The following is a 26,694-nucleotide window of genomic DNA, read 5'->3' on the forward strand; positions in this document are numbered from 1 at the left end:
AACCCCCCGCGCCCATGTTAGCCTCCATGTCAGCGTCACGCCGGGGGGCCGTCGTCGCGCTACAGTGATGAGGCTTGCCGCTTGCCGTTGACTGCATTGCTCCGCCGGGGATGGCTCTCGTTGATGCTGGTCGTCGCGATCGCGATGACGCCCGCCGCCACGCCCCTCGTCGCCCAATCCGCCGACAATGCGCGCTACGCCGCCATCGTCGTGGACGCCCAGTCGGGCGAGGTGCTGTTCGCGCGCCACGCCGACAGCCGCCGCTACCCGGCCTCCATCACCAAGGTGATGACCCTGTATCTGACGTTCGAGGCGCTGGCCGAGGGTCGGGTCAAGCCGGACGACGTCCTGACGGTTTCGCCCCACGCCGCCAGCCAGCCGCCGTCCAAGCTGGGCCTCGCCGCCGGCCAGACCATCACCCTGGACGACGCCATGAAGGCCACGGCGGTGCGCAGCGCCAACGACATGGCCGTGGCCATCGCCGAGCACATCGGCGGCTCGGAGGCCCGCTTCACCGCCCAGATGACCCTGAAGGCGCAGGAGCTGGGCATGACCCAGACGCGCTACGTCAACGCCAACGGCCTGCCTGACGCGCGCCAGCTGACCTCGGCCCGCGACCTGGCCATCCTGGCCCGCGCCATCATGCGCGACTATCCGCAGTACTACCGCTATTTCGGCCTGCACGACTGGGCCTACAACGGCCGTGACTACCGCAACACCAACGGCCTGCTGCACTCCGGCAACGGCTATGACGGCATGAAGACCGGCTACACCAACGCCTCGGGCTACAATCTGGCGGCCTCGTCGGTGCGCGACGGCCGCCGGCTGATTACCGTGGTCCTGGGCGGCCGCTCGACGGCCAGCCGCAACGCCCACGTCGCCGCCTTGATGGACACCGGCTTCGAGGTCGAACGCGCCCGCGCCGGCGGCCAGACCATCCAGGTGGCCCAGACATTCTTCGAACAGCGCGGCTTCGGGATCAGCCCGGAGGCCTCCGGTCCGATCCAGTACGCCTCGGCCGGCGCCTCGGAGGACAGCGAGGACAGCGGCGTCGCCTACACCGCCCTGGCCGCCGCGCCGCCGCAGCCGACCCGCGTCACCCCCGCCCCGTCCGAGCGCGCTGCGGAACGCGCGCCCGCCCCGATGCAACGCGCCGAGGCCCGGCCGGCCGATGTGACCACCATCCTGAACGGCGGCGTGCCGGTGGCCTCGCCGCCCGCGCGCACCCCGCCCCGCGCCCCGGCCCGCCCGGCGCGCGAACCAGTCCGCGAGCCCGCCGGGCGCTGGGCCGTGCAGGTCGGCGCCTTCCGCGAAGAAGCCGTGGCCCGCGACTGGCTGACCGAGGTCAACCGCCGCTTCCGCGCCCAGTTCACCAGCGCCGAACGCACGGTGCAGAACGCCTCGGGCTGGTACCGGTCGCGCTTCACCGGCATGACCGAGGCGGGCGCCCAGGCCGCCTGCTCCGCCTTGGCCGAGCGCCGGGTCACCTGCATGGTCGTGCGCCCGGACTAAGGGCTCCGGCGTTTACCATCCGTGTAAGGCGCGGATTAAGCCGCCGGCGTGATCCTGCTCCCCAGGGGGAGTTGGAGGCGTGATGTTTCCGTCCTGGGTTCCCCATGGACTGTCCCGGCTGTTCCGCCGGTCTGACGCGACCCACAACGACCTGCGCAGCCTCGTCGAGAATAGCCGCGACGTCCTGTGCCGCCTCGGGCCCGACCTGCGCATCCGCTACTGCTCTCCGTCCTGCGCCCCTGTGCTGGGCTGGGCCCCGAAAGACCTGATCGGCCGGTTGCCCTCCACCTTCGTGCTGGCGGAGGACCGCGCCGTCATCGCCGACGCCGTCGCCCGGGTGGAGCGCGGCGAGGAGCCCGAGCCGATCACGGTCCGCGTGCTGCGGCCCGACGGCGACATGGTCTGGGTCGAGACCACCACCCGCACCGTCCGCGACGACGACGGCCGCCCCCGCGAGTTCATCCTGGTCATGCGCGACGTCACCGAACGTCACGCCCTTCGCTTGCGGCTGGAGCAGGAGGCGGTGACCGATCCCCTCACCGGCTTGGCCAACCGCCGGGCCTTCGACAGCGCGGTCGAGCGCGAATGGGCGCGCGCTGTCCGCGACGGCTCCGAGATGTCGCTGATCCTGCTGGACGTCGACTGCTTCAAGGCCTTCAACGACCGCTATGGCCACGCCGCGGGCGACGACGCCCTGCGCCGGGTCGCGGCCGCCATGCAGGGCGTGATCCGCCGCCCGGGCGACCTGGCCGTGCGCTACGGCGGCGAGGAGATGGCGGTCATCCTGCCCCGCACCCCGGCCGCGGGCGCGTCCCGCGTGGCCCACACCCTGCGCGAGGCCATCGAGACATTGGCCGTCCCGCATGCGGACAGCGCCTTCGGCGTCCTGACCGCCAGCGTCGGGGCGGCCACGGCCGAGGCGGCGGTGGGGCAGACCATCTCCATGCCCGAGGGCCTGTTGATCGGCGCCGACGGCGCGCTGTATCGGGCCAAGGCCAACGGCCGGAACCGGGTCGAGACCGTGGTGCTGCTGGCCCCCAAGGGCGACCGCCGGGCGGCGTGACCCCTTGCGCCTTGCCGCATCGCCGCTTTTCCCCTATACGCCCCGCCTTTCCAGGACCTCGGTCCCGGTGCGGAATTCCAAAGGGTTCGGGAAGTCATCCCGGCCGCCGCCTCGGGAACCATCGTGGAACGGACTTACCCGGTCCGCCCACGCCGATGTCCACAAGGGAGACTAACCGCATGGCTCTTTACGAGCACACGGTCATGACGCGCCAGGATATCTCGGCGCAGCAGGCCGAAGCGCTGAACGACACCATCAAGGCTCTGATCGAGGAAGCCGGCGGCTCCGTCGCCAAGATCGAGTACTGGGGTCTGCGCAACCTGACCTATCGCGTGAAGAAGAACCGCAAGGCTCACTATTCGCTGCTCGCCGTCGACGCCCCTCCGGCCGCCATGGCCGAAGTCGAGCGCCAGCTGTCGATCAACGAAGACGTGCTGCGCTGGCTGACCGTCCGCGTCGAGGAACTCGACCTGGAACTGTCGCCGCTGCTGGCCCGTCGTGAACGTGAGCGTGAACGCGAACGTGAGCGTGGTCCCCGTGACGACGCCCCCGCCGCCGAAGCGACCTTCTAAGGAGTTCGGAACATGACCGACACCACCGCCCCCTCCCCGGGCGCGCCGGCCGGCTCCGGCCCGGCCCGTCGCCCGTTCTTCCGCCGCCGCAAGGTGTGCCCGTTCTCCGGCCCGAACGCGCCGAAGATCGACTACAAGGACGTGAAGCTGCTGCAACGCTACATTAGCGAGCGCGGCAAGATCGTTCCTTCGCGCATCACCGCCGTCTCCCAGAAGAAGCAACGCGAACTGGCCAAGGCCATCAAGCGCGCCCGCTATCTGGCCCTCCTGCCCTACGTGGTGAAGTAAGATGAAGGTCGTTCTGCTGGAACGCGTCGATAACCTCGGCGCCATCGGCGACGTCGTCACTGTCAAGGACGGCTTCGCCCGCAACTTCCTTCTGCCGCGCGACAAGGCCCGTCGGGCCACCGCCGCGAACCTGAAGGCGTTCGAACTCGACCGCGCCGCCATCGAGCAGCGCAACGAGAAGAACAAGGCCGACGCTCAGAAGGTCGCCGACAAGATCGACGGCCAGACCTACGTCATGATCCGTCAAGCCGGTGAAACCGGTCAGCTGTACGGATCGGTCGCCGGTCGCGACGTCTCCGAGGCCGTTCAGGCCGAAGGCGGCAAGGTCGAGCGTTCGCAAGTCGTGCTGAACGTTCCGATCAAGACGCTGGGCGTCCACGAAGTGCTGGTTCGCCTGCACGCCGAGGTCTCGGCCACCGTCAAGATCAACATCGCCCGTTCGGCCGACGAAGCCGAGCGTCAAGCCAAGGGCGAGGACGTGATCAAGTCGGCCTACGACGAAGACCGTGAAGCCGCCGCCGAACAGGCCGCGGACATGGTCGCCGGCGGCGCCGGCCAACAGGATGGTCTCGGCTCCGAAGCCTGAGTTCAGTCCTGATACTGAAAAGACACGGCGGCGCAGGAGCAATCCTGCGCCGCCGAACTTTTTTCGGCCCCGTCCTTGACGGGTTTATGACGCATCGCAATATCGCATCTGCTCATCGAGACCGGCTGAGGGATAGGCCCTTTGACGTCGGGGCAACCTGCGGACCTCCGTAAGGTGCCAACTCCTTCGGGACCCCTCTCCGGGTCACGGCAGATGAGAGCCCGGCCACAGCCGGACTCCCTCCATCTGTCACCGCAGGCGTTCCCGAAAGAGCAGGAGACGATCATGCGCGCCATCCAGGCTCAGTTCCCGACCGTCCACGCCCCCGGCCATTTTGCGCCGCGCGACCTCATGCGCCGCGCGGGTCCGATGCGATGTCGCCGTTCGCTGTAATCGGCTGACCACCCGGTTTCACACCGGACCTGAACACCCAGAACGCAAGCCCGGCCCCCCGGCGATCGCTGCGCGCGACGCTGACCGGAGACCTGCGCCCCATCGAGAAGAGAGCCTCCCATGACCGCCACCACCCGCTTCCGCCTGACCTTGTTCGCCGCCGCCTCGGCCACCGCCCTGCTGGCGGGCGCCGCCCAGGCCCAGACCGCCCCCCAAAGTTCCTCCCAGACCGCGCCGGAAACCGAAGCCACCCAGATCGACGACGTCGTCGTGACCGGCACCCGGGTGGTCGGACGCTCGCGCCTGGACACCGTCGCGCCGGTGGATGTCGTCACCGCCGAGACCCTGCAGCAGCGCGGCTCGACCGAGCTGGCGACGCAGCTGGCCGCCAGCGTCCCGGCGCTGAACTTCCCCCGTCCGTCCGCCACGGACGGCACCGACTCCATCCGACCGGCCACCCTGCGGGGCCAGGGGCCGGACCAGACCCTGGTGCTGGTCAACGGCGTGCGGCGGCACGCGACCGCCCTGGTCAACACCAACGGCTCGGTCGGCCGCGGTTCGGCCGCCGTCGACCTGAACGCCATCCCCAGTTCAGCCATCGAACGGATCGAGGTGCTGCGTGACGGCGCCGCGGCCCAGTACGGATCGGACGCCATCGCCGGCGTCCTGAACCTGCGCCTGCGCGAGGCCTCCAGCGGCGGCGGCGCGACCGTCACCTACGGCAGCTATCTGACCGACTTCAGCGGCTACTACGGCCGGAACGACAACATCTCGGACGGTGAAAGCCTGACCGTTTCGGGCTGGCAGGGCTTCGGCCTGGGCTCCGACGGCTTCATCACCGCCTCGATCGAGTATCGCGACCGCGAACGCACCAACCGCAGCGACATCGATCCGCGCTACGCCCCGGCCCGCGTTCGCGGCGGCCAGGGCGACCCCCAGTCCGAGGACCTGGCCATCTATCTGAACGCCGGCAAGCCGCTGGCGGCGGGCTGGGAGGCCTACGGCTGGGCGGGCTACCAGACGCGCGACGCCTCGGCCGCCGCCTTCTACCGCACGCCCGACGACAACGCCCAGAACCCCGTCTATCCGGGCCCGGGCCGGATCTATCCGGACGGCTACCTGCCCTACATCCTGACCGACAGCACCGACTGGACCGCCGCCGCCGGCGTGCGCGGTCAGGCGAGCGGCTTCGATGTGGACATCAACGTCGGCTACGGCCGCAACGAGATCGAGTTCGGCGTCGAGAACACCCTGAACCCGTCCCTGGGGCCGACCTCCCCCACCCGCTTCGACGCGGGCTCCCTGACCTACGACCAGCTGGTGCTCGGCATCGACGCCGTGCGTCAGTACGAGGTCGGACTGTATGGCCCGCTGAACGTCGCCTTCGGCCTGGAGGCGCGTCAGGAAAGCTATCAGATCGGCGCGGGCGAGCCGGGCTCCTACCAGCGCGGGACCTTCCTCAACATCGGCGGCACGGACCTGAGCTGGGGCTCGCGCGGCTTCACCGGCTTCACCCCCGCCAACGAAGTCGACGAGGACCGGCACAATGTCGGCGTCTATGTCGACCTGGAAGGCGAGCTGTTCGAGAACTTCACCGTCTCGGCCGCCGCCCGGTACGAGGATTATTCCGACTTCGGCGACAACATCTCGGGCAAGCTGGCCGCGCGCTACGACTTCACGCCGAGCTTCGCGATCCGCGGCGCGGTCTCGACCGGCTTCCGGGCGCCCAGCCTGCAGCAGCAGTACTTCACCCAGACCGCCATCCTCTACATCTCCAACGTCCCGTACGAGACCGGCACCTTCCCGTCGGTCAGCCCGGTGGGGCTGGCGCTGGGCGGCACGCCGCTGGAGGCCGAGACCTCGACCAACTATTCGCTGGGCGTCGTCTATCGCAAGGGCGCGTTCGAACTGACGGCCGACGCCTACCGCATCGACGTCGATGACCGCATCGTCCTGTCGGAGACCCTGACCGGCAGCGCCACGGCGGCGGTCGGCACCAACGCCCGGGCCATCTTCGACCTGCTTCAACCCTACGGCGCCTCCGCCGCCCGCTTCTTCATCAACGGGGTGAACACAGAGACGACCGGCCTGGACGTGGTGGCGCGCTACCGGATCGACGAGGGCTACGGCCGCCTGGACTTCACGCTGGCGGCCAACGTCAACGACTTCAAGGTGACCAAGACCCCGACCACGGCCTCGGGCATCCTGCCGACGCCGGTGTCCCTGTTCGCCCGTCAGGCCACCCTGCGGTTCGAGGAAGGCACGCCGCCGTGGAAGGTCGTGGCCCAGACCGACTGGAGCAAGGACAAGTTCGGCGGAACGATCCGCGTCACCGGCTTCGGCGATGTGCTGGCCCCCGGCGCGACGGCGGCGACCGACCTGCAGCTGGGCGAGTCCGTCGTCGTCGATCTGGAGGCCCGCTACAGCCTGACCGATCGGGTCACCCTGGCCGTCGGCGCCGACAACGCCTTCGATGAGTACGCGGCCCAGATCCAGCCGGCGAACAACACCTCGGGGGCTTTCCCCTTCTCCAACTTCTCCCCGTTCGGCTTCAACGGCCGCTTCGTCTATGCGCGGGTCGCCCTGAGCTGGTGACGGCGGCGGCGCGGGCGGTCTCGCCGTCCGCGCCATCGACCGTCGTTTCGCCATAAACTCTGCTGACAAGCTGAGCCGTTCTGAGGGAGCGGTTCATGCGCGCAGTCCTGATGGCGGTTCTGGCCGCCTGTCTTTTCGTCGGGTCGGCGTCGGCCCAGTCCGGCATGACGCTGGACGACTTCGTCACGCGCGCCAACCGCATCCCGCTTAATCCCACGGCCATGCTGCGACCCGACGCCCACCGGTTGAAGGGCGAGGCCGAGCGGGGATTCCGCACCGTCGGGACCGAAATCGAGACCGCCCGCGCCGCCGGCCGGACGCCGCCCGCCTGCCCGCCTTCGCAGATCAACCTGAACGTCCGCGAACTGCTGGCCCACCTGAACGCCATCCCCCAGGCTCGCCGCCAGCGCATGAGCGTGACGGACGGCATCCGGTCCTGGATGGGCGCGCGCTACCCCTGCGCGGGCTAACGGCGTTAACTGATCCGATTGCGGAATTTCCACCGCATCCACAGCCGCCCGATTCTGTCCCCCGGGAACGATCCCTGCGCGCATGACGAGCCAGCCTGCTAAGGGCATGAGCATGACGATGAACGCCTTCGCTCCCGCCGCCTTCCCGTCCATGGATTCCGGCTCCATCACCTCGCTGCCGCACAACCTTGAGGCGGAGCAGGCGCTGCTCGGCTCCCTGATGTTCGACAACGGGGTGTTCGAGCGGCTGAGCGACCGGCTGCGCGGCAGCCATTTCTACGAGCCCTTCCACCAGCGGCTCTATGAGGCGGTCGAGGACCACATCCGCCAGGGCATGCTGGCCGAGCCCACCATCCTGATGGAGCGGTTCAAGCAGGACCCCGCCTTCCAGGAGTTCGGCGGACTGCGCTACCTGGCCGATCTGGTCGACCGCGCCCCGCCCGGCGCCAACGCCCCCGACTACGCCCGCGTGGTCTATGACCTGGCGCTGCGCCGCGATCTGATCCGCATCGGCGGCGAGATCATCAAGGAGGCGCCGAACCCCGAGACGCCCGCCGACGAACAGATCGAACAGGCCGAACAGACCCTGTATTCGCTGGCCGAGACGGGCAAGCCGTCCTCGGGCTTCGTCAGCTTCTCCACCGCCCTGTCCGGCGCCGTGCAGATGGCGGCCGAAGCCTATCAGCGCGATGGCAAGCTGGCCGGGCTGGCGACCCACCTGGACGACCTGGACTCCAAGCTGGGCGGGCTGCACCCGTCCGACCTGCTGATCCTCGCGGGCCGTCCATCGATGGGCAAGACGGCGCTGGCGACCAACATCGCGTTCAACGTGGCGCGCAGCTATCGCTGGGAGCCGACCCCGGAGGGCCGCAAGACGGTCAATGGCGGGGTGGTCGCCTTCTACTCGCTGGAAATGAGCGCCGAACAGCTGGCCATGCGTATCCTGGCCGACGCCTCGGGCGTGTCGTCCGACAAGCTGCGCAAGGGCGAGATCGACGCCTCGGACTTCGGCAAGATCCGCGACGCGGCGGTCGAGATCGGCGAAAGCCCGCTCTACATCGACGCCACCGGCGGCCTGTCCATCTCCAAGCTGGCCGCCCGCGCGCGCCGCCTGAAGCGGATGGAGCACGGGCTGGACCTGATCATCGTCGACTACCTGCAGCTCATCACCACCGGCGAGAACAGCCAGAAGAACCGGGTGCAGGAAGTGTCCGAGATCACCGGCGGCCTGAAGGCCCTGGCCAAGGAACTGTCGGTGCCGATCATCGCCCTGTCGCAGTTGTCGCGTCAGGTCGAGCAGCGCGAGGACAAGCGGCCACAGCTGTCCGACCTTCGGGAGTCGGGCTCGATCGAGCAGGACGCCGACTGCGTCATGTTCGTGTACCGCGAGAGCTACTACCTGGGCCGGGCCGAGCCCAAGGAAGGCACCGAGGAACACCTGCAATGGCAGCAGGACATGGACCGCCTCGAGCACCAGGCCGAAGTGGTCATCGGCAAGCAGCGCCACGGCCCCATCGGCATCGTCAAGCTGAGCTTCGACGCCGACACTACCAAGTTCGGCAACCTGGCCCACGGCCAGGGCTACAGCAGCAACTACGAGTGACCGGGCGGACGCGGTTCCCCTGACGGGCGCGTCCGCGCGCCGCACGCGCCGCGGTTGACTCACCTCCAGCCGGAGATAGGTTAACCAAAGTGTCGTCTGGGGAGACGACTTGGGGGCTAACATGCGAAATCTTGTCATCAGCGCGCTTGTCGCGTCGTCTCTGGCCGCCTGCGCCACGGTTGAGCCGTCGCCGCTGGCGCGTCCGCTGAACGCGCAGCATATCGAGACAGTCGGCCCCACCTCCGTGGTGGTCGCCGAGAACAACAGCGGCGTGATGAAGAGCTGGGTCCGGCAGGACTCCTCGGCCGCCGCCGCCTCGCAGGGGCTGCTGGGCGTGCTGGTCGGCGCCGCCATCGACGGCATCATGAACTACACCCCGTCGCGCCGGGCCCGGGCCGCCGCCAATGAACTGGCCGAGGTGATGCCCGCCGAGGCGCTGAACGAGTCGCTGGTCCAGCACTTCACCCGGCAGATCGCCGCCGCGGATCAGGGCGGCGTGGTCGTCTCGGACGTGCGCACGGTGCAGAAGGTGACCACCCCCGGCGTCGTCGACGACGCTCTGGAAGTCACCACCTCCTACCTTCTGTCGGAGGACGCCACGACGCTGCAGGTCTCGGTCACCCTGACCTATGAGAACGCCGCCGTCCCCTACGCCACGCCCTACGCCTTCGAGAAGGTCCCGGAGACCGAGCTCAGCGGCCCGCTGTACCGGAACACCTTCACCTACAGCTCCAACCAGCTGCCGATCCCGATCCTGACGCCCGCGCTTCGCGAGCGACTGGTCGCCTCCATCCGGGAAAACGCCCTGGACGAGCATGGCGCCCCACCGGCCGAGGGCACCGACGCCTTCAAGGCGATGAACAAGGAGTTGGAGGAAGCGGCCAACGATACGCTGACGAAGCCCGAAATCTCGATCTTCCTGGCCCGCGAGTGGACCAAGAACAACGGCGCCCTGCTGCGCGCCGAGATCGAAGGCGCCCACGCCTTCGTCGCCCGGTACGCCGTCCTGGACATGAACCAGACCGCCATTCCCAGCCTGACCGGCGTCGATGAACTGGTCGAGACCCTGCCGGACGGCCGCACCGTCCGTCGCGTCGGCCCCGGCGTCATGGCGGGCTCCTATGTTTCGCTGCCGGGCAATGTCACCGACTTCGTGACCTACGGAAATGCGGCCGCCATCGCCGAGGTGAACGAGACCCGCACCCGCAACATCCAGGAACAGGCGCGGGCCGCCCGCTCGGCTCGATGAGGGCCGTGCGGACCGGGGCCGCGGTGCTGGGGCTGACCCTTCTCGCGGCCTGCGTGACCGATCCGGGTTACACCCCGATCGATGTCGCGGCGCATAAATACTACGGCTACACCGACACCCTGAACGGTGCGGGGGGCTACACCATACGCGTGAGCCTGCCGCAGGGGGTGCGGGATCCATCGACGGCCTTCGCCCACTGGGAGCGCCGGGCGGCGGAGCTTTGCGGCCCCGCCGGCTATCGCAAGCAGCTGCATACCGCCCGCCGCAACCTGATGATGATGCCGGGCTATACGCCCACAGCCTTCAGCTACGACGTCATGGGCGACGCCTATTGCAACGATCCCTCGGTCCTGCGGACCGAGCCCGCCCCGGCGCCGCTCGAGGCGCCGGCGGCGGCTCAATAAGCCCAACTATCGCATCTCCACCCGGCGCGCGCCGGGTGGGATGTTGAGTTCCGATCCCGTCCACGCCGCCGCGCGCCCATCGATCCGCACATGGGCCGGCGGCGTTTCGCCCTTCGGCCATTGGAGGACGAACCCGCCGGGCGGCGTCACGCCCGGCCCGAGCGCCAGCACATAGCCGCCTCCGTCCCGGCGCAGGCGGTAGGTCAGGGCTCCGTATGCTGTTCGTACATTTCTGACCCCGACGCCCTCGCCTTCCAACCAGGCGGTCGGCGCGCCCGCGGCCAACACCAGGGCGTTGTCGCTGTCGCGCTCATAGACCAGCAGGTCCAGGGCCGAGCGGATGTAGTCCGAGCTGATCCAGGCATGCGGCATGTCGCCGATGAAGCGCGGCTCGCGCGCGTCGCGGCCCACCACCTCGGCCCAGCCGTTCCAGGCCCGGGGGCGCATGTCGGCGAAGTAGAAGTCCAGCGCCCGCAGCGCCTCATCCCGCCGTCCCAGCCGCACCATGGCCCCGACGTTGCGCAGTTCGTACGGCGTGTAGTCCTTCCAGGCCTGACGGTTCTCCTGCCGGGCGGTGAAGTTGTCCCACCATTTGTCGAAGGTGCCGGTCAGCAGATCCTGCGGCAACTCATCGACCAGCCCGCCCGGCGACAGGGCGATGGTGGTCGAGGTCGCGTCGAAGTCGCCCCGGTCGGCGGCGCCGGCGATCCAGTCGATGCCGTGAACACGCGCCGTGGCGGTGATCGAGGCCATGATGTCGGCCTTGAACTGGACCTCTGACGCCCGGAAGCGCGCGGCGGCCTCCGCATCCCCCAGCGTCTGCGCGATGAAAACGGCGTCGCCGTAGCCGCGCAGGCCCCAGAAGTCGTCCCAGTAGGAATAGGCCGGACGGTCGGAATAGCCCTCGTGGCTGATGGTCGGGGGCAGCAGGCCGTAGAGGTGGCGCTTGTCGGCCGCCTCGAACGCCGCCGTTCGGGTCGAGGCGCGCAGTTCGTCCATGTAGCGGATCGCGCCCTGCACCTGCGGCCAGACCGAACGCAGCAGGGCCGTGTCGCCGGTGTAGCGGTAGGCCTCGGCGGCCAGGAAGACGAACTCGCCGTGGCTGTCGTTCTCGGGCACCGGATCGGCGCCCCGGCTGTCGGCGCAGCACGGCACCTTGCCGTTGTCGAACACCAGCGGCGCGAACCAGCGCAGATAGTCGGCCGACAGGTCGGCGTGACCCAGCCGGTTCAGGCCCTCGGCCATCATGGCCCCGTCACGGATCCAACTGCGGTTATAGCTGCGCGTGCCCGGCTGCAGGATCGGCCCCTGCCGCGACATCAGCATATGGGCGAGCGAGGACTTCATCACCGCCTCCACCGGCCCCGCGGAGGGCGGCAGGGTGATGTCGAACCGGTCCAGCTTCTCGCGCCAGGCGGCGGCGGCTTCCGATTGCTCGCGATCCAGATAGACCGCCGGATCGGCCCATTCGCTGCGATCGAAGAGGGCCAGATGGTTTCTGGACAGCTGTTGCTGGAACCCGAAGGTCCGCGTCTCCCCCGGAGCCAGCTCGACGTCATAGACATAGGCCGCCGAGGCGAGCCCGGCGCGGTCCATGACGCCGCGAGGACCTTGGCGCCCGGCAGAGGCGACCAGACTCTGTGGGTCGGCGCCGGCGTCAAAGCTGGAGGCGACATACCGGTCGGCGGGTACGAATGGAATGATCGTTCCGGCGCCCGGCACAACCAGGGACTGATGATCATGGAGCGTAATCCCGCCAATCGGCGCCACGCCTCCCGGGGTCGTCAGGAACTGGCTGGGACCGTTCACCTGGAAAGGCCGAACAGCGAGGGCCAGCGACAGACGCAACGGCCGGTCAGAGTGGTTGGTCAGGTCATAGCGCCCGAAAAGCCAGCCGAGGTTGGACGATCCACGGGCGAAGGACGTGATCTTCAGCGTCCAATCGTCCGCCGTCCAGGTGACCGACGGGATGGGCAGATAGCCGTCCTGCAGCGACTGGGTGACATTCACGTCGGCCCAGGTCACCAGCCGCCCGTTGTCCAGAACGAAGGGCTCGACCGACGGCCCGCCCCGGCGCAGCTCGATGGCGCCGTCCTCGCCCATCAGGCCGCTTTCGCCGCCGCCGTCGACGCCGACCAGGGTCCAGTAGGGCTGCTCGCCGGCGAAGCCGCGCGGATAGAGGCCGCGGCGGCTCTCCCTGGCCACGGCCAGCATGAAGGTCGTCGGCGTCTCGCCGAACGACAGGGGTTCGATCTCGAGGCTGTTCAGCGCATAGGCGTTCGCCGCCGCCTGCCCCAGCCGCTGACCCGCCCCCGCCTGACCGACGACCCCGCTTTCGTCACGGGGCGCCTCGAGGTCGAGCCGCAGCCAGCGGGCCGAAGCCTCCGGCGTGCGCAGCCAGTCGACGCCGCCGTCACCGCCGTTCACCGCCGCCAGTTCGCGCCAGCCGCGCCCGTCCGATGACGCCATCAACCGATAGCGCGACGCCGCCATCCGATCGGCCCAGCGCAGGGTCAGACCGCCGAACTCCCGCTCATAGCCGAGGTCCAGCGTCAGGCTCTGTTCGCCGGCCCCGGTGGTGCGCCAGAAGGTCAGCGGGTCGTCGTCCACCGCGCGGGCGGCGAAATTGACGCCATCCTCGCTGGTCGCGCTCGCCACTGGACGCGGCGGCACGGACGGCTCAGGCGGCAGGTCGCGCAGCTCCAACTGGTCGATCTCCAGCCAGCCTCGCCCTCCTTCCCCGGCGGTAACGACGAACTCGATCCGCGCCGCGCCGCGGAAGGTGCGGTCGGGGTTCGGCCCCCAGGCCCAGAGGATCTGGCGCTTCTTGATCGTGTAGCGGGTCCAGCCGTTGGCGGCCTGGAAGCCGCGCACCTGGCGCCAGTGGACATTCTCGCCCGAGGCGTCGGTGAATTTGATCTCCAGCGTATTGGGCCGCATCTCGCCGCGCGCCCAGAAGTTGATCTCGTAGTTGTCGGGGACCGCCAGATCGAGCGACCGCGCCGCGAAGGCGTAGCCGGATCGGCCGTTGAAATCATAGTCGAGCCGCATCGCCCGGCCGTCGTGGCCGGGGACCGCGGAAATGGCCGAGGACACGTCGGTGGAGGCGTCGGCCTTCCACGGGGTCAGGGTCTCGAACGTGTCGAGCGCGCGGGAGGTCTGGGCGTGAGCCGGGAGCGCGAGGACCGCGGCGGCCAGAGCCAGCAGAAGCGTGCGCATACCTTTACTCCGCTCAGCCCTTCACGCTGCCCGCGAGCATGCCGCGGATGTAGTAGCGTTGCAGGGCCAGGAAGAGGATCAGCACCGGGGCGACGGTGATGACGGCGCTGGCCATCATCAGCTCGACGTCCTGCACATGCTCGCGCGACAGCGCCGCCAACGCCACCGGCAGGGTGTAGTTGGACTGGTCCGTCAGGATGATCAGCGGCCACAGGAAGTCGTTCCAGCTGCCCAGGAAGACGAACAGCGCCAGGGTCACCACGATCGGCTGCAGCGTCGGCAGCACCACGCGGCGGAAGATCTGCCCCTCGCTGGCGCCGTCGATGCGGGCGGCCTCCAGCATCTCGTCGGGAATGCTCAGCGCATACTGGCGCACCAGGAACAGGCCGAAGATCGAGGCCAGCCACGGCACCAGCGCCCCGGCGTAGGTGTTCACCAGGCCCATCGACTTCAGCATCAGGAACAGCGGCAAGGTGCCGATCTGGGCCGGCACCACCAGCGCCCCGACCAGGATCTGGAAGATGCGCTCGCGGCCCCGGAACCGGAGCTTGGCGAAGGCGTAGCCGGCCGGAACGGTGAAGGCCAAGGCCAGCACGGTGCCCAGGGTCGCCAGGGCGAAGCTGTTCCACAGATAGCGGCCCATGCCCTGGTTCAGGAACAGGTCGCGATAGTGGTCCAACGTCCAGACCTTGGGCAGCAGAGGCGGCGGGAAGGCCGATGCCTCGCCGGTCGACATGAAGCTGACCGACAGCATCCAGGCCAGCGGGAACAGCACCAGCAGGGCGATGATGGCGACCGCGACATTGAGCAGGATGGCGCGCGGCTTCATTCGTAGGCTCCCACCCGCCTGGCCACGGCCAGCTGCACCAGAGTCACGGCCAGGATGCAGAGGAACAGGACGAAGGCCACGGCGCTGGCGGAGCCCAGGTTCCACCATTTGAAGCCCTCTTCGTACATGAAGTAGAGCACCGTCACGGTCGACTGGGCGGGCCCGCCCTGGGTCATCACATAGGGCTCAGCGAACAGCTGGAAGAAGCCCGCCACCGAGATGATCGAGACCAGCAGCAGGGTCGGGGCGATGGCCGGAAGGGTCACGTGCCGGAACTGCTTCCACGGCCCGGCCCCGTCGATGCGCGCGGCCTCGTAGAGGTCGTCGGGCACGGTCTGAAGAACCGCCAGGAAGATCAGCATGTTGTAGCCGAAGATCTTCCACACCACGAACATCAGGATGGCCGGGATGGAGGTCGAGGGATCGCCCAGCCAGTCCACCGGCGGCAGGCCGATGCTCGAGATGGCCCAGTTGATCACGCCGTAGCGGGTGTGCAGCAGGTAGTTCCACAGCACCGCGGTGGCGACCAGGGTGGTCACATAGGGGGCGAAGAACATCACCCGCCACAGGGGCCGCCACTTCACCACCCGGGCGTTCAGGATCACGGCGGCGCCCAGGGAGGTGGCGATGGACAGCGGCACGCCCAGAACGGCGAACAGGCCGGTGTTCTTCATCGCGCCCCAGAACAGCGGATTGGTGAACAACCGCTCGTAGTTCTGCAGGCCGACGAAGCGCATGTTGCCGATGTCGGCCAGCGCATAGATGTCGAAATCGGTCAGGCTGAGCAGCAGGGCCGCGAACACCGGAATGGCGAAGAAGACGCCGATGGCGATCAGGGCCGGAGCGACGAAGCCCCAGGCCGCGCGCTCGCGCTTGCGGGTCATGGGCGCGCCGCCGGCGTGCGGGACGGGCTGGACGGTCATTCCGCCCTCCCCTGCTCGATCATCCAGCGGCGTTTCTCTAGCAGGCGATCGGCGCGGCGGTCGATCTCGGCCGCGGCGGTTTCAGGGGTGTACTGGCCCCGCACCATGCGTTCGGCCACGATCTGCATCTCGGTCACGATCCGCTCCCACTCCGGCACCTTGGGCACCGCCTTCGCCCGCGACAGCTGACCCTTGAAGGCCGCGATATAGGGGTCGCCGGCCACCGTCGGCGCGGCCCAGGCGCTTTCGCGCGCCGGCAGATTGCCGGTGATGCCGTTGAAGATCGCCTGCACGCGCGGCTCGGACAGGTAGCGGACCAGTTTCCACGCCGCCTCCTGATGCGGCGACGAGCGATAGACGACCAGCGACGATCCACCCGGCGCGGAGGCGCCCGGCCCGGTCGGCCCCGGCACGCCCGAGGTCATCCAGCGCGTGCCCGGCGCCAGACGCGTCTTGAAGTCGCCGATGGTCCACGGGCCGGAGAAGTAGAAGCTGAACCAACCACGCTCGAACTCCGTCCAGACATTGGAGATCTGCGCCGCCGAGGCCAGCGGGGCGAGCCCCTCGTCGAACAGGCTCTTGTAGAAGGCCAGGGCCGCGATGAAGGACGGGTTGGAGAAGTTGCCGCGGGTGTCCCGGTCGCGCAGCAGGGCCTCGTCGCCTTGCAGGCCGAAGGTCAGCAGCTGCTCGAACTCATTGACCGGCAGCAGCACCGCGTACTTGTCCGGCCCGACCACGCGCTTGATCGCATGCATCGACCGTTTCCACTCCGCCCAGGTCTGGGGCACGGCGTCATAGCCGGCCTGCGCAAGGATGTCGGAGCGGTAGAAGATCAGCCGGGTGTCCACATACCAGGGCGTCGCCATCGGGCGGCCGTTGATGCGGTTGGTGTCCAGCACCGCCGGGAACTGGTCCGTCAGCAGGTCGGCGGCGAAGTCGGGCGTCGGGCTGATCGCGCCGATGGCCGTCATCTCGGACACCCAGGTGTTGCCCACCTGGCTGAGATCCGGCAGCGAGTCGCCCGCATAGGCGGTCAGCAGCTTGGAGTGGGCCGCCGTCCACGGCAGGGCCTGGACCTCGACCCGGATGCCCGGGTTCAACCGCTCGAACTCGGGCAGGATCTGGCCGACGTTGGTCGCCTCATTGCCCATGGCCCAGAAGCGCAGATGGGTCCGGCCGTCATTGCGAGGGCCGCAGGCCGTCAGGCCGGACGCGGCCGCCCCGGCCAGGAGGCCGAGCGTCATGCGTCGATCCGGCCGGGTCAGGCTCATGCGTCCAGCCAGCCGCCGGTGAAGCCGGCCTTCCGCAGGCCGCGCGTCAGGTTCGGCTCGCCGCGCATATGCTTCCACACCAGGTCCGAGCGATGGTTCTCGATCTGGATGACGATGGGGCCCTGGTCGATGCCCAGGTAGTCGTCCGCGACCCAGCCGATGCCCGGCAGGATCTTGCCGTGGCGCAGTTCGGCGTCGCTCCGGGTCAGGGTCGGGTTGAACGAGTCCAGGAAGCCGTAGCGGGTGTAGATCCCCGCGCCGTAGCGGGCCTTCATGGCCTTCAGGCAGGCGGTGACGTGGTCCGGAGCGAAGGGGAGCGAGGCCATGGCCGCCGTCGGCGCGATGGTGCCGTCATCCCGCTCGCCCGGACCGCGCGCCGAATAGCTGAAGAATTCACGCTCGCGTCCGTCAACGACCTGACGGAAGTCGCCCGGCCCGTCGCAGGCCGTCAGGCCCCAGACGTTCTCCGAATAGCCGGCCCAGCCCATCGGATTGTCGATGGCGTATTTGCGCTGGGCGTCGACGGCGCGGACGCTGTTCTGGAAATAGTCGAAGCCCGGAATCTCGGCCTGCTGCTGGCGCAGCCACGGGTCCTGAATGCCGCGGAAGTCGACGTACATATGGCTGAACTCGTGCCCGAACAGGGGCGCGAAATGCAGGTGTTTGGGACCCCATCGGTCGGTCCAGCTGTGGTCGTAGACGCTGCACCACTCGTCCCAGACGGTCGTCGGCACGGGGTGGGTCTGGCTGCCGATGGCCAGCAGCAGGACCAGCATGCCCTCGTTGTAGACGTTCCAGTCGGCCGGGATGTAGCCGCTCTCGGGGTGCCAGCCCATGGTGATGCGGTTCGGGCGGACCACGGCCCAGTCCCATTCGACCCGGTCGTAGACGGCCTGGGCCAGGCGCCGGATCTCGGCCTCGGCGGGGTGCTCACCGTCGAACCAGCGGGCGGCGAACAGCATGCCCGCGACCAGGAAGGTGGTGTCCACGGTCGACAGCTCGGTGCGGTCGAAGCGGTGGCCGGTCTTCATGTCGAGGAAGTGGTAGAAGAAGCCCTTGTACCCGCCCACGCCGGTGGGCTCAGGCCCCTGCGGCAGGTCGTGGAAGAAGCGGATGGTGGTCAGGGTGCGCTCGCGCGCCTCGGCGCGGCTCATCCAGCCACGCTCGACGCCGACGGGCCAGCAGGTCAGGGCGAAGCCGACGGCGGCGACGGAGCTGAAGGACGGGGTCGGCCAGCGGTCGGGCGTCAGGCCCGTCGAACGGTCGGTGACATGGACGAACCAGTCGAAGGTCCGGTGCTGCAGGTCATTGACGGCGGGATCGACGCGGGTCCGGATCGGCGAAACGGCAGGCTGAGCCATGGTCGTGCACCCCGCCGCCGCGAGGGCCGCGCCGGCGACGGCGGAGCCCATCAGAAACCGTCTGCGATCCATGGGGTCCATCCTTACTCGAAAATACTCAGTCAAAAAATCGACCGCCCCCGGGGTTGGCCCGGGGGCGGCCGTCAGGCTCAGGAGTCGATCAGAAGCGGTAGCGGGCTCCGAACTGGAAGGTGCGCTGCAGGCCGAGCGTCGAGTTCGGCTTGCCGAAGTTCGCGTTCGTGCCCGTCTCCGGAATGAAGCCGTCGAAGCCGCTGTAGTTGTCGAAGTTGAAGACGTTGAACACTTCACCAATCAGCTGAAGCTTGCCGCCGGGCACATCCAGTTCCTTGGTCAGACGCAGATCCAGGTTCCGGTAGGCGAAGGCGTCCGGAATGATGAAGCTGTGACGATCCGGCCGACCGTAGAAGCCCTGGCGGAAGTTCTGGAAGAACTCGGGCGCTTCGTCGATCCGGCTGTTGTCGTTGACGTTGTACGGGTTGCCGGAGGACAGCGACAGAATGCCCGACAGCTGCATCTCCCACGGCAGATCGACGATGCCGGTCGCGACGATCTGGTGCTCGACGTCGCCGCCGTTGGGCACGAACGGACGACCCGCGGCCCGCGGGAAGTCGAAGTTGAACTCGTTCCACTTCGCTTCGGAGTCGGCGCCGGTGTAGGCGAACGTCGCGCCCCAGCCGCTGGCGCGGGTGTAAGGCTTGTCGGCCTGCACGTAGATGGCGGTGTAGCGGGTCTCGCGGGCATTGTCCGCCGCCACGATGGAGCCGAAGCCGGGAACGGTGAACGCCACCATCCGGCCTTGCGCGTTCAGCGTCACATTCCGGTTGATCGGGAAGTAGGCGATCTCGTTCTTGCCGATCTGGTGAACGAGCGACACCGAGGTCTGCCAGTCGCCGATCTTCTGGCGCAGGCCGATCGAGAACTGATCGGTGTACGGCGGTTCCAGATCGTTCGGGATGACCCGCAGTTCGCCGTTCGGCGCCTGACCGGAAGCGATCAGACCATCCAGGCCGGCCCGGCTGCGATAGGACTCGTTCCACAGGATGGTGGACTCGCCGTTCCGCGGCAGGCCGTCGCGCGAGAAGCGGAAGGTGCGGTTCACGAACTGACGGAAGAGGCTCTCTTCCGCCGCGTTGCGGAACAGGGTGCGGTCGAAGAAGCGGCCGGCGCCGCCGAAGATGACCGTCCGCTGGTCCGCGAACACATCGTACGAGAAGCCGACGCGCGGCCCGAAGGCGTTCTTGTAGGCGTCGCGGTTATCGCCGGTCGAGATGTAGCGCTCGGCGTCGAAGCTGCCGCCCTGACCCCGCAGGGTGGTTTCGGCGAAACGCAGCGCCGCGGCGGCGTTGGCCGGCGTGACGTAGTTGTTGTTGTTGGCGTTGCTTTCCAGATCCCAGCGGATGCCCAGGTTCAGGGTCAGGTGGTCGTTCACCTCCCAGTCGTCCTGGATGAAGATGCCGAACTGGTGGTTGCTGGCGGTCACCGTCGGCGCGCCGACGCCGTACGTGGCCTGGCTCGGGAAGCTGTAGTCCAGACCCTGCGACGGATTCAGGTTGTAGGTGAAGGTCGGGTTGATGTTCTGGCCGCTGAACACCGTGAAATCCATGAGCGACATCTTGATGCCGAACTTGACCAGGTGCGTGCCGCCGAAATCGATGGGATCCAGCGTCGTGTTGTTGCGGAACGTCAGGATTTCTTCGCGAACCTCCTGCGCCGTCGAACGCCCGCCGATGGCGATGATGCCCGAGAAGGTCTCGCCGACCAGATCCGGGTTCATGATTTCGGGACGGAAGGAAGACTCGCGGTAGTCGACCGCCATCTCGTTGAAGAGGCCCGAGCCGACGTATTCCCATTGCCCCTTGATGCTCAGGATCTCGTTGACGGCCCGCTCGGCGCGCTCGAACGAGTTCTGCCCGCCGAAGCTCCGGATGTCGTCTTCGTCGCGATAGCTGACCTGCAGGTCGAACGTGGACGAGTCGTCATGACGGTAGGTCAGCTTGCCGAAATAGATGTCCTGACGGAACGGGCTGGCGAAGCTGCCTTCATAGTTCGCCAGGTTCACCCGCGACGGCAGGGTGGCGCGCTGGGCGGCAGAACCGCCGGCGATGACGTCGTTGTTGCGGACCTGGTCATTGACCTCGTAGGCCCCGAAGAAGAACAGGCGGTCGCGGATGATCGGGCCGCCCAGCGAGGCGCCGTACTGCGAGCGCTCGACCGAGGGCTTGGCCGTGCCGTTGCGCCGCTGGAAGATGTTCCGGCGGGTCATGTCGTCGTTGTAGTAGACGCCGAAGACTTCGCCGTGCAGCTCATTGGTGCCCGACCGCGAGATGGCGGTGATGACCGAAGTGCCGGCGTTCTCGTACTCAGCCTTGAAGTTCGAGGTCGAGACGCGGAATTCCTGCACCGCCAGCTGGCTGAACGGGTTGCCGCGGCTGGAATCCTGGCCGATCAGGCCGCCCTGGTTGACGTTCGACTTCAGGCTGACGCCGTCGATGAAGACGTTGACCTGGCTCGATCCCAGGCTGCCGCCCGTATTGCCGCCCGCGGCGAAATCGCGGCGGAACTCGTCCGGGTTGAGGCGGATCCCCGGAGCCAGGGCGGCGAAGTTCAGGAAGTTGCGGTTGCTCTGCGGCAGGGTTTCGATCTGCTGGGCCGTGACCTGGGTGGCGATCTCCGACGTCCGCACCTCGATCGCGTTGCGCGACCCGGTGACGACGACTTCGCCCAGTTCGGTCGCGTTCGCATCGACGGCGGGCGTCGAAACCTCGAACGGCAGATAGGCCTGCTGACCGATCTGCAGGGTGAGGATCTCGGTGGAGGTCTGGCCGTCGGCGGTCTGGACCGTGATCTCGTAGGTGCCCGGACGCAGGTTCGGCAGGGCGTAGGCGCCGTTCGCCGTCGCCGTCGCGCGGTTCACGAAGCCGGTGCTGGTTTCGCGGGCGGTGACCTGGGCGGCGGCTTCAGCCACGCCGCCGTCGGTGACCACGCCGCGAAGCGTCGCGGTCGAGGTCTGGGCCGCGACGATCCCCGGCGCGCCGACGGCGATCGCCAGCGCCAGAACGGAGGCCGCTCCGACACCGCGCATGTTGAATTTAGACATCTAGGTTCTCCCCCTTGGAAATGGTTTCGCCTGCGGTCGCGAGCGACCGGTCGTCGGCGGATCGAGTTTCGGAAATTGTCAGCGTCACGCTGGAGGGCCGAACGACCAACTCGGGTCTGATGACCTCGCAGTCAGCCGCGACCTCGCCGGTGGCTTCCATGGAATCGACCAGCCGATGCAGGGCGCGCCTGCCGGTTTCGGCGATGTTGATCTTCAGCGTGGTGAGCGCGGGGCGCACCAGACTGGCCAGGGGAATGTCGTCGAACCCGACCAGCGCGATGTCTTCCGGCACTCTCAGGCCGGCGTCCTGCAGCGCCAGCATCGCGCCGACGGCCATGTTGTCGTTGGCGGCGAACACCGCGTCCGGCCGGTCGGTCAGCGCCGCCAGAGCCGCGCCCGCCTCATGTCCCGACGCCTTGGTGAACGCCCCGTCGACCACCCAGGTCGGCAGGCCGGCCGCGGCCATCGCCTCCATGTAGCCCGCCATCCGGGCCTCGGCTTCGAGGTTGCCGGCGGGGCCGGCGATGTGGGCGATCCGGCGACGCCCCAGGGCGACCAGATGCTCGACCGCGGCGACGGCGCCGCCGTGATTGTCGACGATGATCGAAGGCCGGCCGGTGTCCACGCCGCCGCCGTTCATCAGCAGCACCGGCATGCGACCGGCAAGGCCGGAGGCCAGGTTGGCGGCGCCCAGATGGGGCGACAGGACGATCAGCCCATCGACCCGCCCGCGCATCGAGCGGATGGCCGACGACGCTTCGTCGGCGTCGTCGTGCGAGGACGAGACGATCAGGTGGTAGCCCAGAGCCCGGGCCGCGACATCCATGCCGCGGATCAGCTCCGAGAAGAATTCGCCGTACAGGTCAGGCAGGATCACGCCGACGGTGTTGGTCTTGCTGGTCGACAGGCTGCGGGCGCCGGAATGCGGCACGTACTGCAGGGCCTCGACCGCCTCGAGCACGCGCTGGCGGGTCGCCTCGGTCACCGGACCGGCGCCGTTCAGGACCCGCGAAACCGACGCCACCGACACGTCCGCGCGCTCGGCGACATCGCGAATGGTGGCCGGTTTCAAGCCCGACCACCCGCGCCGTGAGGCTGCGTCATCGAATGGAACAAGGTGATTCTCCCAGGTCGGTCACAGGTCCCGGCCCGCTTCCCGCGGGTCCGTCCATTTACCGTGTAACCGATTACATGACACAGGAGTCATGCGGCCCGCAAGGCCCCGATTTGGCCACATCCGGGTTGTGGCCGGGGGGACACCCCGACGCTGGACGGGGTCGCGCGCCGCTAAATCCTCCGAACCCGGTCGCTTGAAGGAGCAAACCTGTCGCGTCAGGCTTTTAATATAACTATTTATTATTAAGTGATTTTATAATTTCGGGAACGGTCGCTTTCCACCCGACGAAATCCCCTTGAAGGGCTGACGGCGCGGGGCGCTTCGCCGGGTGCGGATTCAGCCACACTCCGGGCATGATGGCCGACAGCGACACCGACGGCGCGGCTTGCGACCACCACCATCGGTGGCGCGACGACATCGACCCAACGACCTGGTTGAACCCCCGGCCGACCGATTCTCGGTCAACGGAAGCCGGGTCACGCCGGGGAGGCCCATCGATGCGAGCGACGGGTCGTCCACGACCGGCCAGACACGGTCTGAGCCGTTCGCCGCTCCCTGAGATCAATCAGCGCATTCGGTCGTAATACGCCTCGATCAGGTTCAGCCGCTCGGCGAACGGGATCGGCTTGGCCACCGGCCCGTCGTTGGTGAACTCCAGCAGCTGTTCGGGTTGGGCCCCGAACTCGGGCCACGGCGGCCGTGTCTCGCCGTTGGGGTCGCCGACCGCCGCGAACCGCGCCCAGTAGTCGGCCATGGCGGCGGCGGCGCGCGCGTCCCGCTCGCCCATCGGCCGTCCGACCGTATGCAGATTGTCGAAGACGTAGGGCCGTTCCGACGCGTGGGTCGCCCCGCCGCTGGGCTCGGGATTGGAGTCCGGCACCACGTCGAAGCGGTACAGGTACATCGGATGCCCCGCCCGCGCGTGCAGCCGCGCCAGCCGCCGGGCGGGTTCGTTGAAGATCAGGTCGCTGACCACGTGGGCGTCGTAGCCCGCGGCCCCGCCATAGGCGTTCAGCAGGGCGTCATGCTGGGCGTCCGTCAGGGCGTCGTCAATCCGCCCGTAGGCGCCGGCGTCGGTCGGCCGGATCCACCAGAATTCGGCGCTGTTGGTCCCCAGCACCATCGGCACGGGCGCCTGCCGTCCGGCTTCGAAGGCCTCGATCACGTCCTCGGTCAGGACCTGGCCGTCGACGATCAGGTTGTCGCTGTAGAAGGCCGGCATGGGGCTGAGCAGCGTTTCAGGCGGCGCCGCCCGCAGATCCGCCGCCGTCACATCAATCGGCATGCCCGCGCCCCGCGCCCAGCGGACCCCCAGCGACTGCGCCGACGGCCGGCCGGGCCGGTCCAGCGCCAGTTCCGCGGATCTCTGGCGGCCCAGACCGGACTGCACCACCGCCTTGTGGAACAGGCCGCGCGCGGCGGGCGCGATCATCAGCTGGGTCACGGCCACGGCGCCGGCCGACTCGCCGAAGACGGTCACATTGCCCGCATCGCCCCCGAAGGCGCCGATATTGTCGCGCACCCACTCCAGCGCCGCGATCTGGTCCATGACGCCATAGTTGCCGGCGCGCTCGCCCGGCAGGCGGTCGGCGGCCAGCGCCGGATGGTCGAAGAAGCCCAGCCGCCCAAGCCGGTAGTTGATCGTGACCACCACCGCGCCGCGCTCGGCCAGGTGGGTCCCATCATACAGGTCGGCCGTGCCCGAGCCGTTGTTGTACCCGCCGCCGTGAATCCAGACCATCACAGGCAGGGGCCCGTTCCGCTCGCGCGGCGTCCAGACGTTCAGGGTCAGACAGTCCTCGCTCATCGGCAGGGGGCCGACGCCCGGGTCGCCGTTGGCGGGCGGCTGGATGCAGATCGCCCCCACCTGCCCCGCATCCAGCGCATCGGTCCAGGTCGGAGCCGGTTGGGGCGGACGCCAGCGCAACGCCTCCACCGGCGGCGCGGCGTAGGGAATGGCCTTGAAACTGTCGATCCCGTCGGCCTCCCGGCCGATCAGATTCCCCTGGGCGATCGCCACCGTCGGACGGGCCTGCGAAGCATCGGTGGGAGTCGCCATCAGGGCCGCCGCCGCGAAAAGTGAAGCTAACATCCGCCCACACTAGCGTCCGCCCGCCGGAAGGCTCAAATGACGTTTGTATTTCTTGCTAAGGTTTCAGGAACCGGTGCGAGGTCAAAGCGTTACAGTATCCGGAGCGTGGGGATAGGCTTGAGGGAATTGGCTAAAACAGGCGGCCTGCCGGTCGATCTGGCGAGCGCGTTCGACGCCTCGCCCAATCCCTATGTGCTGGTCACCCCCGACCTGCGCATCGCGGGTCTCAACCAGGCCTATCTCGACGTCACCAGCAGCACGCGCGAGACGACCATCGGCCGTCCGCTGTTCGCCGCCTTCGACTCCGGTCCCGGCGCGGAGGCGCCCGAGAACGTCCGCCAGGTCCGGGCCTCGCTGGAGAAGGCCCGCGACACGCGCCAGCCCGACCATCTGGCCGTGGTCAAATTCGCCATCTCCCGCCCCGGTCCGAACGGCGACGCCCTGTTCGAGGATCGGTTCTGGAGCGCCACCCACACCCCGATCCTCGACGAGGCGGGCGAGGTTGTCTTTCTGCTGCAGCACACCACCGACATCACCGAGCTTCAGCGCCTGCGCGCGATGACGGCCGGCCTCGGAGACGCCAATGCGGTGGATCTCCTGGGCGGCGCGGTGCTGGGCCGGGCGCAGGCGGTGCAGGAGGACAACCAGCGCCTCCAGACCGAGCGCAACCAGCTGGTCGAGATGTTCATGCAGGCCCCGGGATTCGTCACGATCCTGAGCGGACCGCAGCACGTGTTCCAGATGCACAATCCGGCCTACGCCCAGTTGATCGGCCACCGCGTCATCGCCGGCAAGACGATCCGCGAGGCCCTGCCCGAGCTGACCGGTCAGGGCTTCTACGAGCTTCTGGACACCGTCTACGAGACCGGCGAACCCCACGAGGGCCGAGCCAGCCGGGTGCAGCTGCAGCGCTCGCCCGAGGGGCCGCTGGAGACCGTCTATCTGAACTTCATCTACCAGCCGATCCGTGACGCCACGGGCAAGGTCGCCGGCATCTTCGTGCAGGGCCACGACGTCACGGACACCATCGTCGCCGCCGAGCGGCAGAAGCTGATGATCGACGAGCTGAACCACCGGGTGAAGAACACCCTGGCCACGGTCCAGTCGATCGCCATGCAGACGGCGCGGTCGCACGCCGATCCCCGGACCTTCGCCGAGGGCTTCCAGGCCCGGCTGCTGGCCCTGTCGCACACCCACGACCTGTTGACCCGCAGCCACTGGGAGGGCGCCGACCTGCGCGCCATCCTCCAGCACGAAACCGAGGCCCATGGGCCCCAACGGATCAGCCTGAACGGCCAGCCCGTCGCCCTGGGCGCCGCGGCGGCCCTGTCGCTGGGCATGATCCTGCACGAACTGGCCACCAACGCCGCCAAATACGGCGCCCTGTCGGGACCCGAGGGCCGGGTGCTGATCGATTGGGCCGTCGCCGACCAGATGAACCCGGTTCTGCACCTGACCTGGCGCGAGATCGACGGCCCGCCCGTCGTCGAACCCACGCGCCGGGGCTTCGGCAGCCGCCTGATCGAACGCAACGTCCGCCACGACCTGGCGGGCGAAGTGAAGCTTGAATACGCAACCTCCGGCTTCACTGCGGAGTTTATGGTCCCGCTGGACCGGGAGAAGAGTGAATGACCGCACCCCTTTCGGGCCGACGCGTCCTGATCGTCGAGGACGAGTCCCTCGTCGCCATGCTGCTCGAGACCATTCTCGAGGACATGGGCTGCACGCCCGTGGGGCCGGCCGCCAATATCGACGACGGCCTGAGGCTGGCCGTGGAAGAGACGCCGCTGGACGCCGCCCTGCTGGACGTCAACGTTGCGGGTCGCCAGGTCTTCCCGGTCGCCGAGGCGCTGAAGGCGCGCGGCGTGCCGTTCATCTTCTCGACCGGTTACGGCGAAAGCGGCCTGCCCGACGCCTGGCGCGGCCAGCCGACCATCCAAAAGCCGTTCACCGAGGCGGCGGTCCGCGATGCGCTGATGGCGGCGGTGGGAGTGGCGAAGGTCTGAAGAGGCAGTAGGCAGTAGGAGGA

Annotated in this window: 20 protein-coding genes and 1 riboswitch; of the genes, 12 read left to right on the forward strand and 8 right to left on the reverse strand. The window is 68.4% G+C overall.

What is annotated here, in order from left to right:
• The first annotated feature begins 123 nt into the window (after window positions 1–123).
• From AC1RRF_RS08035 to AC1RRF_RS08080, 10 genes are all read left to right on the forward strand, one after another.
• Window positions 124–1,512: a serine hydrolase gene (locus AC1RRF_RS08035; RefSeq protein ID WP_492833904.1), complete on the forward strand. Its 1,389-nt coding sequence runs from the start codon at window positions 124–126 to the stop codon at window positions 1,510–1,512.
• Window positions 1,513–1,594: 82 nt separating this feature from the next.
• Window positions 1,595–2,575, forward strand: a complete 981-nt coding sequence (locus AC1RRF_RS08040) for a sensor domain-containing diguanylate cyclase (RefSeq protein ID WP_492834154.1) — start codon at window positions 1,595–1,597, stop codon at window positions 2,573–2,575.
• A gap of 179 nt (window positions 2,576–2,754) precedes the next feature.
• Window positions 2,755–3,147, forward strand: coding sequence for a 30S ribosomal protein S6 (gene rpsF, locus AC1RRF_RS08045; protein WP_492833905.1), 393 nt, complete (start codon window positions 2,755–2,757; stop codon window positions 3,145–3,147).
• Window positions 3,148–3,159: 12 nt separating this feature from the next.
• On the forward strand, window positions 3,160–3,435 hold the full coding sequence (gene rpsR / locus AC1RRF_RS08050) for a 30S ribosomal protein S18 (protein WP_492312841.1): 276 nt from the start codon (window positions 3,160–3,162) through the stop codon (window positions 3,433–3,435).
• A gap of 1 nt (window position 3,436) precedes the next feature.
• Window positions 3,437–4,021 (forward strand): 50S ribosomal protein L9, encoded by a 585-nt coding sequence (gene rplI, locus AC1RRF_RS08055; protein WP_492833906.1) that lies wholly within the window; start codon window positions 3,437–3,439, stop codon window positions 4,019–4,021.
• A gap of 109 nt (window positions 4,022–4,130) precedes the next feature.
• Window positions 4,131–4,241: riboswitch (SAM riboswitch) on the forward strand.
• Window positions 4,242–4,534: 293 nt separating this feature from the next.
• Window positions 4,535–7,009 (forward strand): TonB-dependent receptor plug domain-containing protein, encoded by a 2,475-nt coding sequence (locus tag AC1RRF_RS08060; protein ID WP_492833907.1) that lies wholly within the window; start codon window positions 4,535–4,537, stop codon window positions 7,007–7,009.
• A 95-nt stretch (window positions 7,010–7,104) separates the two neighbouring features.
• A complete protein-coding gene (locus AC1RRF_RS08065; RefSeq protein ID WP_492833908.1) occupies window positions 7,105–7,479 on the forward strand; it encodes a hypothetical protein in 375 nt (124 codons plus the stop codon).
• Between the two features lie 118 nt (window positions 7,480–7,597).
• Entirely contained in the window at window positions 7,598–9,082 is a 1,485-nt protein-coding gene (locus AC1RRF_RS08070) for a replicative DNA helicase (protein ID WP_492833909.1), read from the forward strand.
• 121 nt (window positions 9,083–9,203) lie between these two features.
• Window positions 9,204–10,331, forward strand: a complete 1,128-nt coding sequence (locus AC1RRF_RS08075; protein ID WP_492833910.1) for a hypothetical protein — start codon at window positions 9,204–9,206, stop codon at window positions 10,329–10,331.
• Between the two features lie 5 nt (window positions 10,332–10,336).
• Window positions 10,337–10,735 (forward strand): hypothetical protein, encoded by a 399-nt coding sequence (locus AC1RRF_RS08080; RefSeq protein ID WP_492833911.1) that lies wholly within the window; start codon window positions 10,337–10,339, stop codon window positions 10,733–10,735.
• A 6-nt stretch (window positions 10,736–10,741) separates the two neighbouring features.
• On the opposite strand, the gene AC1RRF_RS08085 is transcribed toward AC1RRF_RS08080, so the two are convergent.
• The 8 genes from AC1RRF_RS08085 to AC1RRF_RS08120 all read right to left on the reverse strand — a co-directional run bounded on the left by AC1RRF_RS08085 (window position 10,742) and on the right by AC1RRF_RS08120 (window position 24,632).
• Window positions 10,742–13,954 carry a discoidin domain-containing protein gene (locus AC1RRF_RS08085; protein ID WP_492833912.1) on the reverse strand — a complete coding sequence of 1,071 codons (3,213 nt, stop codon included), beginning with the start codon at window positions 13,952–13,954 and terminating at the stop codon, window positions 10,742–10,744.
• 13 nt (window positions 13,955–13,967) lie between these two features.
• Window positions 13,968–14,783, reverse strand: coding sequence for a carbohydrate ABC transporter permease (locus AC1RRF_RS08090; protein WP_492833913.1), 816 nt, complete (start codon window positions 14,781–14,783; stop codon window positions 13,968–13,970).
• Entirely contained in the window at window positions 14,780–15,706 is a 927-nt protein-coding gene (locus AC1RRF_RS08095) for a carbohydrate ABC transporter permease (protein WP_492833914.1), read from the reverse strand. The genes AC1RRF_RS08090 and AC1RRF_RS08095 overlap by 4 nt, the downstream gene beginning before the upstream one ends.
• Complete coding sequence (locus tag AC1RRF_RS08100) at window positions 15,703–16,950, reverse strand: extracellular solute-binding protein (protein WP_492833915.1); 1,248 nt, start codon at window positions 16,948–16,950, stop codon at window positions 15,703–15,705. The genes AC1RRF_RS08095 and AC1RRF_RS08100 overlap by 4 nt, the downstream gene beginning before the upstream one ends.
• A gap of 23 nt (window positions 16,951–16,973) precedes the next feature.
• On the reverse strand, window positions 16,974–18,410 hold the full coding sequence (locus AC1RRF_RS08105) for a glucoamylase family protein (protein ID WP_492833916.1): 1,437 nt from the start codon (window positions 18,408–18,410) through the stop codon (window positions 16,974–16,976).
• 88 nt (window positions 18,411–18,498) lie between these two features.
• Window positions 18,499–21,456 carry a TonB-dependent receptor gene (locus AC1RRF_RS08110; RefSeq protein ID WP_492833917.1) on the reverse strand — a complete coding sequence of 986 codons (2,958 nt, stop codon included), beginning with the start codon at window positions 21,454–21,456 and terminating at the stop codon, window positions 18,499–18,501.
• A complete protein-coding gene (locus AC1RRF_RS08115; protein ID WP_492833918.1) occupies window positions 21,449–22,528 on the reverse strand; it encodes a LacI family DNA-binding transcriptional regulator in 1,080 nt (359 codons plus the stop codon). The genes AC1RRF_RS08110 and AC1RRF_RS08115 overlap by 8 nt, the downstream gene beginning before the upstream one ends.
• 610 nt (window positions 22,529–23,138) lie before the next feature.
• Window positions 23,139–24,632: a carboxylesterase/lipase family protein gene (locus tag AC1RRF_RS08120; RefSeq protein ID WP_492833919.1), complete on the reverse strand. Its 1,494-nt coding sequence runs from the start codon at window positions 24,630–24,632 to the stop codon at window positions 23,139–23,141.
• A 159-nt stretch (window positions 24,633–24,791) separates the two neighbouring features.
• Here AC1RRF_RS08120 and AC1RRF_RS08125 point away from each other — a divergent pair, with 159 nt between their 5' ends.
• Together AC1RRF_RS08125 and AC1RRF_RS08130 are read left to right on the forward strand one after the other, a co-directional pair.
• Window positions 24,792–26,297 carry a sensor histidine kinase gene (locus AC1RRF_RS08125; protein ID WP_492833920.1) on the forward strand — a complete coding sequence of 502 codons (1,506 nt, stop codon included), beginning with the start codon at window positions 24,792–24,794 and terminating at the stop codon, window positions 26,295–26,297.
• Window positions 26,294–26,671 (forward strand): response regulator, encoded by a 378-nt coding sequence (locus AC1RRF_RS08130; RefSeq protein ID WP_492833921.1) that lies wholly within the window; start codon window positions 26,294–26,296, stop codon window positions 26,669–26,671. Before AC1RRF_RS08125 ends, AC1RRF_RS08130 begins: the two co-directional genes overlap by 4 nt.
• The last annotated feature ends 23 nt before the right edge of the window (window positions 26,672–26,694 follow it).

The organism is Brevundimonas sp. GW821-FHT12C05 (assembly GCF_058807475.1).

Coding starts and splice junctions, on each gene's coding strand:
- AC1RRF_RS08035 (WP_492833904.1), top strand. CDS start 124: ATGCTGGTCGTCGCGATCGCGATGACGCCCGCCGCCACGCCCCTCGTC.
- AC1RRF_RS08040 (WP_492834154.1), top strand. CDS start 1,595: ATGTTTCCGTCCTGGGTTCCCCATGGACTGTCCCGGCTGTTCCGCCGG.
- rpsF (WP_492833905.1), top strand. CDS start 2,755: ATGGCTCTTTACGAGCACACGGTCATGACGCGCCAGGATATCTCGGCG.
- rpsR (WP_492312841.1), top strand. CDS start 3,160: ATGACCGACACCACCGCCCCCTCCCCGGGCGCGCCGGCCGGCTCCGGC.
- rplI (WP_492833906.1), top strand. CDS start 3,437: ATGAAGGTCGTTCTGCTGGAACGCGTCGATAACCTCGGCGCCATCGGC.
- AC1RRF_RS08060 (WP_492833907.1), top strand. CDS start 4,535: ATGACCGCCACCACCCGCTTCCGCCTGACCTTGTTCGCCGCCGCCTCG.
- AC1RRF_RS08065 (WP_492833908.1), top strand. CDS start 7,105: ATGCGCGCAGTCCTGATGGCGGTTCTGGCCGCCTGTCTTTTCGTCGGG.
- AC1RRF_RS08070 (WP_492833909.1), top strand. CDS start 7,598: ATGAACGCCTTCGCTCCCGCCGCCTTCCCGTCCATGGATTCCGGCTCC.
- AC1RRF_RS08075 (WP_492833910.1), top strand. CDS start 9,204: ATGCGAAATCTTGTCATCAGCGCGCTTGTCGCGTCGTCTCTGGCCGCC.
- AC1RRF_RS08085 (WP_492833912.1), bottom strand. CDS start 13,954: ATGCGCACGCTTCTGCTGGCTCTGGCCGCCGCGGTCCTCGCGCTCCCG.
- AC1RRF_RS08090 (WP_492833913.1), bottom strand. CDS start 14,783: ATGAAGCCGCGCGCCATCCTGCTCAATGTCGCGGTCGCCATCATCGCC.
- AC1RRF_RS08095 (WP_492833914.1), bottom strand. CDS start 15,706: ATGACCGTCCAGCCCGTCCCGCACGCCGGCGGCGCGCCCATGACCCGC.
- AC1RRF_RS08100 (WP_492833915.1), bottom strand. CDS start 16,950: ATGACGCTCGGCCTCCTGGCCGGGGCGGCCGCGTCCGGCCTGACGGCC.
- AC1RRF_RS08105 (WP_492833916.1), bottom strand. CDS start 18,410: ATGGATCGCAGACGGTTTCTGATGGGCTCCGCCGTCGCCGGCGCGGCC.
- AC1RRF_RS08110 (WP_492833917.1), bottom strand. CDS start 21,456: ATGTCTAAATTCAACATGCGCGGTGTCGGAGCGGCCTCCGTTCTGGCG.
- AC1RRF_RS08120 (WP_492833919.1), bottom strand. CDS start 24,632: ATGGCGACTCCCACCGATGCTTCGCAGGCCCGTCCGACGGTGGCGATC.
- AC1RRF_RS08130 (WP_492833921.1), top strand. CDS start 26,294: ATGACCGCACCCCTTTCGGGCCGACGCGTCCTGATCGTCGAGGACGAG.